This is a genomic window from Mesorhizobium sp. M5C.F.Ca.IN.020.29.1.1 (assembly GCF_003997375.1).
GTDB classification, from domain to species: domain Bacteria; phylum Pseudomonadota; class Alphaproteobacteria; order Rhizobiales; family Rhizobiaceae; genus Mesorhizobium; species Mesorhizobium wenxiniae.
Genome location: NZ_RZSW01000256.1, coordinates 1 through 8,292 on the forward strand (window position 1 = coordinate 1; position 8,292 = coordinate 8,292).

7 protein-coding genes and 1 pseudogene are annotated in these 8,292 nt (G+C 61.8%); 1 reads left to right on the forward strand and 7 read right to left on the reverse strand.

From position 1 onward, the window contains the following. Window positions 1–63: 63 nt before the first annotated feature. From EOA85_RS20055 to zwf, 7 genes and pseudogenes are all read right to left on the reverse strand, one after another. The gene (locus EOA85_RS20055; protein ID WP_127210896.1) at window positions 64–438 is read right to left on the reverse strand and encodes a PRC-barrel domain-containing protein; all 375 of its coding nucleotides are present in this window, start codon (window positions 436–438) and stop codon (window positions 64–66) included. Between the two features lie 159 nt (window positions 439–597). Continuing rightward, window positions 598–987: a hypothetical protein gene (locus EOA85_RS20060; protein WP_245485892.1), complete on the reverse strand. Its 390-nt coding sequence runs from the start codon at window positions 985–987 to the stop codon at window positions 598–600. Between the two features lie 488 nt (window positions 988–1,475). Continuing rightward, complete coding sequence (locus EOA85_RS20065) at window positions 1,476–1,652, reverse strand: CsbD family protein (protein ID WP_127210897.1); 177 nt, start codon at window positions 1,650–1,652, stop codon at window positions 1,476–1,478. 583 nt (window positions 1,653–2,235) lie between these two features. Beyond that, a pseudogene (locus tag EOA85_RS20070) lies at window positions 2,236–2,790 on the reverse strand (divalent metal cation transporter); the annotation flags it as partial. A 474-nt stretch (window positions 2,791–3,264) separates the two neighbouring features. Continuing rightward, window positions 3,265–5,109, reverse strand: coding sequence for a phosphogluconate dehydratase (gene edd / locus EOA85_RS20075; protein WP_127210898.1), 1,845 nt, complete (start codon window positions 5,107–5,109; stop codon window positions 3,265–3,267). A gap of 73 nt (window positions 5,110–5,182) precedes the next feature. After that, window positions 5,183–5,899, reverse strand: a complete 717-nt coding sequence (pgl, locus tag EOA85_RS20080; RefSeq protein ID WP_127210899.1) for a 6-phosphogluconolactonase — start codon at window positions 5,897–5,899, stop codon at window positions 5,183–5,185. Continuing rightward, window positions 5,881–7,350, reverse strand: a complete 1,470-nt coding sequence (gene zwf / locus EOA85_RS20085; protein ID WP_127210900.1) for a glucose-6-phosphate dehydrogenase — start codon at window positions 7,348–7,350, stop codon at window positions 5,881–5,883. Before zwf ends, pgl begins: the two co-directional genes overlap by 19 nt. Before the next feature lie 306 nt (window positions 7,351–7,656). Between zwf and EOA85_RS20090 the strand changes: the two genes are divergently transcribed. Continuing rightward, the coding region (locus tag EOA85_RS20090) for a glucose 1-dehydrogenase (RefSeq protein WP_127210901.1) at window positions 7,657–8,292 on the forward strand (636 nt) is incomplete at its 3' end.

Consider the following 8,292-nt stretch of genomic DNA (forward strand, 5'->3'; position numbering starts at 1 on the left):
GGTCTGGGTGGGCCAAGCGAACACCGGGTCGCCTCCCGCCGAGCACGCGCGCTAGAGGCTTCGCTACACCCAATACGGTCGGACGCCGTAGTAGTCGTAAACGCGGCGGCCACTCTCGGCATTCCAGTCGAAATCCTGGTCGCGACCATAGCGCGGAGCGCCTTCAACTTGCTCCTTCGTGATGTCAATGCGGAAGCCTGCAAGGCTCTCGTCATAGTCGAGCTTCTGCCACGGCAGCGGATAGTAGTCGTCGCCAATTCCAAGAAAACCACCAAAGCTGAGAACGGCATAGGATACCCTGCCGCCCCTCTTCTCGAGGATCAGCCTTTCGACCTGCCCGATGTGATTTCCCTGGATGTCATAGACGTTGGTGCCGACGACCATGTCGCTGGCGATAAGATCGTGGGTCTCGCGAATGTCGGGGTCCTGGTTTGTCATGATTTGCTCCTTCCCGTCGGTATGGAGCAAAAACGGGTCCGTGCCCTCGAAGTTCCAAGGATTGGGCGGACCAGCCGTTAGCAATCTTCTGGCTTGAGCGAGCGAACCAGCCGGATGACGACCGGATCGTAGGCAACTTTTGCTCTATGCTGTAGTCCATCAGGAACATGGCGGCGCGATCGCCACAACCGTTATGCCTCTGACATATCGGATCTGGTCGTCTTTGATCCCCGAGTAACTTGCCCAATCACGCGTCAGCCGCCGATAGATGAATTCCCAGCCTTCTTTTTCGTCCTGACTGATCTGTTTCTTGACCTGAGGCAGGAAGTCCCTTTCGGCGACGTCGGTGCCCCAGACGGCGAGGAGGGCTCCGTCGGGGGATTGGAAGGCCGCGCCATCGCCGTCCTTTGAACGATGCAACAGTTCGAACTCGGGCGGCACCTCGAAAACAAACCCAAACCTTTCGATGCCGAACTGCTGCCATTCCTGCGCCCCCGCCTGAGCGAAGGAGAGCCTTAGCGCCGAGAAAACCAGCAGGGTTCGGCCCATGGCCCGGTTCTCTTGTTTACCTTACACTAATGTAAACTGCGACAATGTAGGGATGTTCCGTTTTCAAGAATCGCCTCTTCAGTAGCCGCACAGGAGACGATTTTCACTGTCGCCGGAGGTTGGTAGAGTTGCACGTCGCGACCGGAAGAGGTCGCGAAATTCGATGCCGCCAGGAGAAGTTCTAAACGGCAGTTTCAGACAGATCGGTTGTGCAGAATCGGCCGTTGACGTCCCAACCGGCAGAGTTGTTTAGCGCTCTAAGGCCGACCTTAATGCATATCCACGGCTTGGTGCGGGAAACCGGCATCGCCGCCGAACAAGGTCGCGAGTTCCGTGAACTTGGCAAGCGGCAAATGACCGACAAGCCTGAAAGTCACTGATGCGGGTGAGAACAGGCTGTGTAGGTGCTGCGGTCGGTGACCGTCAACGATCCGAATGTAAGGGTCTAGGCAGCAGGGCCGCGATACGGTTGCGGCCCTGACGTCTGATCAACCCTTGAGACGATCCTTGATCTTGTCCTCGGTCTTCCCAAGGCCCTTCTTGGTGCTTTCGTCAAGCTTGCCGGCAGTTCCGCCGGCACTCATTTTCTTGTCACCAGCCGGTTTGCCAGGCTTTGCCTTAACTTCGCCGCTTCTCGCAGAGCGCTTCACTTCATCCTTGTTCATGGTTTCTCTCCCATAGCTGGGAAACCAACATGCGCTCTCACTGAAAGTTCCAGTAGCCAAGGAAAATAAGCATGGCCGGCTCCGAAATGAAATCGATCGCACATCTCACGCGTGAAAAAATGGGTCCGTCGATGAACGCGATGGAATGCCAAGATGGCCGGATAGTCGAAGATGCGATCAATTGGGAGCAACTCCGCCATGCCGCCAAGCTCAGGCCCCGGTCCAGGTGGGCAAGATGGACGCGGTGATGTCCAACCCGGGTTCCGCAGCGTGGGATCGACCCGCGTAATCGGCATTTGAATTCCACAGCCGGCTCAGCGATCAGACGCCTTCCCATCGGCTCGCTGCGCAATCGGCTGCATCTTTGCCCCGCAGGCATCCCTCACGCCTGACGGCGTCGTCGAGCGGTTGGATCGGGCATCATGCCGGAATGGCTAACGCTGACCAACGAAAGGGCTCGCCCGATCGCCAAATACTGTGAAGGACATGCAGGCAGGCCGCGAAGATTGACCGAATTTGATTTGCCAGGGAATCGGGCCCCTCCTACGCCCGGCACGTCAGGCGAAGGCGGCCACCCCGTCGTTACAACAGCCACAGCCATCACGACGGTGGTCAGCCATCCAAGCCATTTGAGCACCCCGGTGACGACGAACTGCCCGAGCACATCCCGGCGTGTGGCGAAATACATCATGATCCCCATGACCGGAACGGCGACGATGCCGTTGATCACCGCCGTCCAGACAAGCGCCTTTATCGGATTTATCGGCGTGAAGTTGAACCGCCCCGATCACGGTCGCGAGCATGATTGTTCCGTTGAAGGCTTTTGCTTTCATGGGCTTTCGCGTCAGCCCGGTGGGCCAGCGTAGCGCTTCGCCGATCGCGTAAGCTGCCGAGCCGGCCAGAACAGGCACTGCAAGGAGGTCCGTGCCGACGATGCCCAGGGCGAAGAGCGTCGAAGCAAGGGGGCCGGCAAGAGGGCGCAGCGCTTCTGCCGCTGTGCCGAGGTTTCTATCTCGGTGATGCCGCCCGGGTGCAGCGTGGACGCCGCGCTCAGAATAATCGCCAAGCCGACGATATTCGAGGCTGCCATCCCGGCCATCGTGTCGAAGCTTATACGTTCAAGAGCAGCCGGGCCTTGGGCGGGCTAATAATCGGGATGTTAGCATTATGAACCTTTATCCTGTGTTCTCCTATCCGGATGACAACCAGTGTCCGCAAAAGGGGTCGACTCCGGCCGGTGGCTGAAGGTCAGCTAACGAGGCGCGCTGCGAAGGACCGGTAGTGGCGCGACCACGACCTCCAGCGTGGTCCCCGGCAAGGTCTGCTTTCAGGAAGCGGCAAAGCTGATCTCAGCGTCCGACATGCGGCGCTAAGCGGCCCTTCGCGGTGGGTCATGGGCGTGAATTCGGCCGGGGGCGAACGAGCTTCCGCTTGGGTTCGGACTTTTGCCGTTTCTGGAAGACGCAGAAGCGCTCGAGTCCCGCTGCATCGGCTACGAATGACCGGTCACGAGATAGGCCAATAATGACTTAGAGGTAACAGAGTGGCCAAAAAGGCAAAAATTGCGTGGCAATCGACAGTCGGCGTCAGACGGCCACGAGCCGCCCTTTTTTCACTGCAGCGCCAACTCCGCCACGTTGTTTCCGAATGCGCTGGCGCCATGGTCGGCGCGGCCGACCATTTGCCGGAACCCAGCGAAAAGCTCGCGGCCGAAGCCGAATTCATTGGCGATAAGATCGCTGTCCGCCGCCCGTCGCAGCGCGAAATCGCCGGCCGGCACCAGCACTTCCAGCGTTCCGGCCTCGGCATCGAGCCTGATGATGTCGCCGTCACGGATCCTGGCGATCGGCCCGTCCTCGACCGCCTCCGGCGTCACATGGATCGCCGCCGGCACCTTGCCGCTCGCGCCCGACATGCGTCCGTCGGTGACCAGCGCCACATGCTGGCCACGATCCTGCAGGACGCCCAGCACGGTGGTCAGTTTGTGCAGCTCCGGCATGCCGTTGGCTTTCGGCCCCTGGAAGCGGATGACGGCAATGAAATCGCCGGTCAGCGAGCCGGCCTTGAATGCTTCGTTGAGCCCTTGCTGGCTGTCGAACACCTTGGCCGGCGCCTCGATGATGCGCCGCTCCGGTTTCACCGCCGATGTCTTGATGACGGCATGGCCGAGATTGCCTGAAAGCATTTTCAATCCGCCGGTCGGCTGGAACGCCTTCCTGAACGGCGCCAGCACCTTCTCGTCGCCGCTTTCGCGCGGCGAGGCCTCGCGCATCACGCCGCCATCGGCGCCGAGCTTGGCTTCGACCGCATAGGGCCTCAAGCCGTCGCCCCAAACCGTCTGGACATCCTCGTGCAGGATGCCTTCGTCGAGCAGTTCGCGGATCAGGAAGCCGAGCCCGCCGGCCGCATGGAAATGGTTCACGTCGGCAAGGCCGTTCGGATAGACCCGCGCCAGCAGCGGTACGGCTTCCGAAAGGTCCGAAATATCCTGCCAGGTAATGGCGATGCCGGCCGCGGCCGCCATGGCGATCAGATGGATGGCGTGATTGGTCGATCCGCCGGTGGCGTGCAGGCCGACGATGCCGTTGACGATCGAGCGCTCGTCGATCATCCGGCCGACCGGCGTGTAGGCGTTGCCCAGCGCGGTGATCGCCAGCGCCCGCTTCGTCGCCTCGCGGGTCAACGCGTCGCGCAACGGCGTGCCGGGGTTGACGAAGGAGGCGCCTGGCGTGTGCAGGCCCATGATCTCCATCAGCATCTGGTTGGAGTTCGCCGTGCCGTAGAAGGTGCAGGTTCCCGGCCCGTGATAGGATTTGGACTCGGCCTCGAGCAGTTCGGCCCTTCCCGCCTTGCCTTCGGCGTAGAGCTGGCGGACCTTGGCCTTCTCGTCGTTCGGCAGACCCGTCGTCATCGGCCCGGCCGGGATGAACACCGCCGGCAGATGGCCGAACGTCAGCGCCGCGATCACCAGCCCCGGCACGATCTTGTCGCAGACGCCTAGATAGACGGCGGCGTCGAACATGTTGTGCGACAGGCCGATTGCCGCGGCCATGGCGATCACGTCGCGCGAGAACAACGACAGCTCCATACCGGGCTGGCCCTGCGTGACGCCGTCGCACATCGCCGGCACGCCGCCGGCGACCTGGGCAATGCCGCCGGCCTCGCGTGCCGCGTTCTTGATCAGCGCTGGAAATGTCTCGAAAGGCTGATGCGCCGACAGCATGTCGTTATAGGAGGTGATGATGCCGAGGTTCGGCACCCGGTCGCCGCCAAGTGCCACCTTTTCCGAAGGGCTGCACACGGCAAAGCCATGGGCGAGGTTGCCGCAGGACAGCACGGCCCGGTTGGCGGTGCGGTGCGAGGCCTCGGCGATGCGGCCGAGATAGGCCTCGCGCCCTGGTCTGGAACGTTGGCGGATGCGCTCGGTGATGGCTTCGATATCGCGTCTCGCGGTCATGGCGTCGGTCCTTTCAGGCGAGGTCCCGCAGACATCGTCCGGCTGTCTGCCGGGACCCCTCGGCAAGTTGAAATCAGGGTGCCCAGAAAACCTCTACGGGCCTCTCGGCTGCGTCGAGCACGGCACGAATGGGTTTTCGCGTTTCCGATCCAATCGCGCTCTCGAATGCGTTGCGCTTGTCTTCGCCTTCGATGTGCAGTGCGACGAAGCCGGCCCTGACGATCCGCGCCAGCGACAGCGTCAGGCGCGGTTCGCCGGCGCTTGCCGCGTGGACCGGGAACACGACCCTTTCCGAGGACGGGTCGAGCAATTTTTCCAGATTGTCGGCGTCCGGAAAGAACGATGCGGTATGGCCATCGGTTCCCATGCCAAGCACGACCACATCGAGCGGCCATGGCAGCGACCGCAACATCCTGCTGTCGGCCTCACACGTATCCTCGATGCTTGCTGCCTCGTGGTAGAGCGGCACGAAACGTGCGGCCGCGGCCGCGTTTTGCAAAAGATTGGCGGCGACCAGCCCGGCGTTGGAGCGCGGAGACGAGGCCGGCACACAACGCTCGTCGACCAGCGTCACAGTGATTTTGTTCCAGGCGATCGGGATATTCGAAAGCGATGCGAAAAATTTCGCCGGCGTCGTGCCGCCGGAAACGGCGAGCAGTGCCGTGCCGCGCTCTGCGATTGCATTGGTAAGGCGGCCTGCGACGTGGCCGGCAAGTGCTGCCGCCAGGTCCTGGCGTTCGGCAAACGCGTGCCAGCTGTAGGCGGCGCCGTTCAATTGCTCTCGTGCCATGTCCGCCCGTCGCGTTCGATCAGCGCAATCGAGGCCGAGGGACCCCATGTGCCGGCCGTATAGCCCTGCGCCTCTTGCCTTGCGCTTTCCCATGCGTCCTGGATCGGGTCGATCCACTTCCACGCCGCCTCGACCTCGTCGCGGCGCATGAACAGCGTCTGGTTGCCACGGATGACGTCCATGATCAGCCGTTCATAGGCATCGGGGGCGCGGCCGTCGAAGGATTGCGCAAAACTCATGTCGAGCGGAATCTGCCGCAGCCGCATGCCGCCAGGCCCCGGATCCTTGATCATGATGAACTGCTTGACGCCTTCGTCGGGCTGCAGCCGGATGACCAGCTGGTTGGCGGAGATCGGCCCGGCGCTTTCGCCGAAGATCGAATGCGGAATTGGCCTGAATTCGATGACGATCTCCGAGACGCGGGTCGCCAGCCGCTTGCCCGTCCTGAGGTAGAACGGCACGCCCGCCCAGCGCCAGTTGCCGATTTCGGCCTTTAGCGCAACGAATGTCTCGGTGTTGCTGTTCCTGCCGAGCTCCTCGACATAGCCTTTCACCGGCCCGCCGGCCGAGGCCCCGGCACGGTATTGGCCGCGCACCGTGTGCTTGGGGGCTTCGTTGCCGTTGATGCGTTTCAGCGCCCGCAGCACCTTTAGCTTTTCGTCGCGCACGGCATCGGCATCCATCGACGACGGCGCCTCCATCGCGACGAGGCAGAGGAGCTGCAGCATGTGGTTCTGCACCATGTCGCGCAGCGCGCCGGCCTTGTCGTAGTAGGTGACGCGATCTTCGAGGCCGACGGTCTCGGCCACGGTGATCTGCACATGATCGACATTGGCGGAATTCCACAGCGGCTCGTAGAGCGCGTTGGCAAACCGCAACGCCATCAGGTTCTGCACCGTCTCCTTGCCGAGATAGTGGTCGATGCGGAAAATCTGGCTTTCATGGAAATCATCGCCGACCAGATCGTTGAGCTCGCGCGCCGAGGCGAGATCGCGCCCGATCGGCTTCTCCAGCACGATGCGCGAGTTCGGCGTGATCAAACCATTCTCTTTCAGCTTGTGCGAGATGTCGCCGAACAGCGCCGGCGCCACCGCCAGATAGAAAGCGCGGATGCATTCGCTGTCGCCGATCGCCGTCTTCAATTTGTCGAAGCCCGCGCCATTGGTAGCGTCGGCCGAGACATAGGAAAGCCGGGCAAGAAACGTCTTCAGCTCCGTGGCATCGATATCGGCCGGTTTCACATGGTCGGAAATCGCCTGCTTGGCGAACGCCTGGAATTCCTCGTCGGTCATTTTCGAGCGTGACGTGCCGATGATGCGCGTCGGTTCGGAAAATTGATGGCCGCGCTGGCGATGATAGAGCGAGGGCAAAAGCTTGCGTTCCGACAGATCGCCGGTGCCGCCGAAAATGATGAAGTCGAAAGGCTCGACGGGAATGATCTGGCTGGTCATGGTCTGTCCGCTTTAACGCCGGTCGCTGTGACGCGGTCGATATAATCTAATCGATTTAGATTTTCCAGTGCCACGACGTCACATCCCAAGGTCAATGGGTTTGCCGATTGGCCTTGAGGTCTGCCCCTTGACACTGGCGCAACCCGGCGGCTTGTCGGCAACGTGTTCCGGGTGGCCTTCGCAGACGCAGCATAGAGCGGGATCGAAGCGAAAGCCAAAGGAGAAATCGAGCGTGTATACTGATCTTTCGGCGGGCCTCGCCGGCGGCGGCCCGAGCGATCGTCTTCAATCATGAGTGAGAAAGCCATGCGCCTGGAAAACAAAGTTGCCATCGTTACCGGTGCCGCGTCAGGTTTCGGCGAGGGTATCGCCAAGCGCTTTGCCGAGGAGGGCGCCAAGGTCGTTGTCGCCGATCTCAACGCCAAGGGCGCCGAACGCGTCGCCAACGAGATCGGCCGGGCGGCGATCTGGACCCAGACGGACGTCTCGTTGCGTTCCGAGTTCGACGAGATGGTCGATGCCGCAAAGAGCGCCTTCGGCCGCATCGACATCATGGTCAACAATGCCGGCTACACCCATCGCAACGGCGATATGCTCGAGGTCGACGAGACGACCTTCGACCTGATCACGGCCGTCAACATGAAGGCGATCTACCACGCGGCGCTGGCGGTTGTGCCGGTCATGGACCGGCAAGGCGGCGGCGTTATCCTGACCACGGCTTCGACCGCCGGCATCAGGCCGCGGCCGGGCCTCACCTGGTACAATGCATCGAAGGGCTGGACGATCACCGCCACCAAATCCATGGCGGTGGAACTCGCGCCGAAGAACATCCGCGTCAACTGCCTCTGTCCGGTCGCCGGCGAGACCGGCATGCTGGAAAAATTCATGGGCGCCGACACGCCCGAAATCCGTGAGAAATTCCGCGCGTCGATCCCGCTTGGC

Coding starts and splice junctions, on each gene's coding strand:
- EOA85_RS20055 (WP_127210896.1), bottom strand. CDS start 438: ATGACAAACCAGGACCCCGACATTCGCGAGACCCACGATCTTATCGCC.
- EOA85_RS20060 (WP_245485892.1), bottom strand. CDS start 987: ATGGGCCGAACCCTGCTGGTTTTCTCGGCGCTAAGGCTCTCCTTCGCT.
- EOA85_RS20065 (WP_127210897.1), bottom strand. CDS start 1,652: ATGAACAAGGATGAAGTGAAGCGCTCTGCGAGAAGCGGCGAAGTTAAG.
- edd (WP_127210898.1), bottom strand. CDS start 5,109: ATGACCGCGAGACGCGATATCGAAGCCATCACCGAGCGCATCCGCCAA.
- pgl (WP_127210899.1), bottom strand. CDS start 5,899: ATGGCACGAGAGCAATTGAACGGCGCCGCCTACAGCTGGCACGCGTTT.
- zwf (WP_127210900.1), bottom strand. CDS start 7,350: ATGACCAGCCAGATCATTCCCGTCGAGCCTTTCGACTTCATCATTTTC.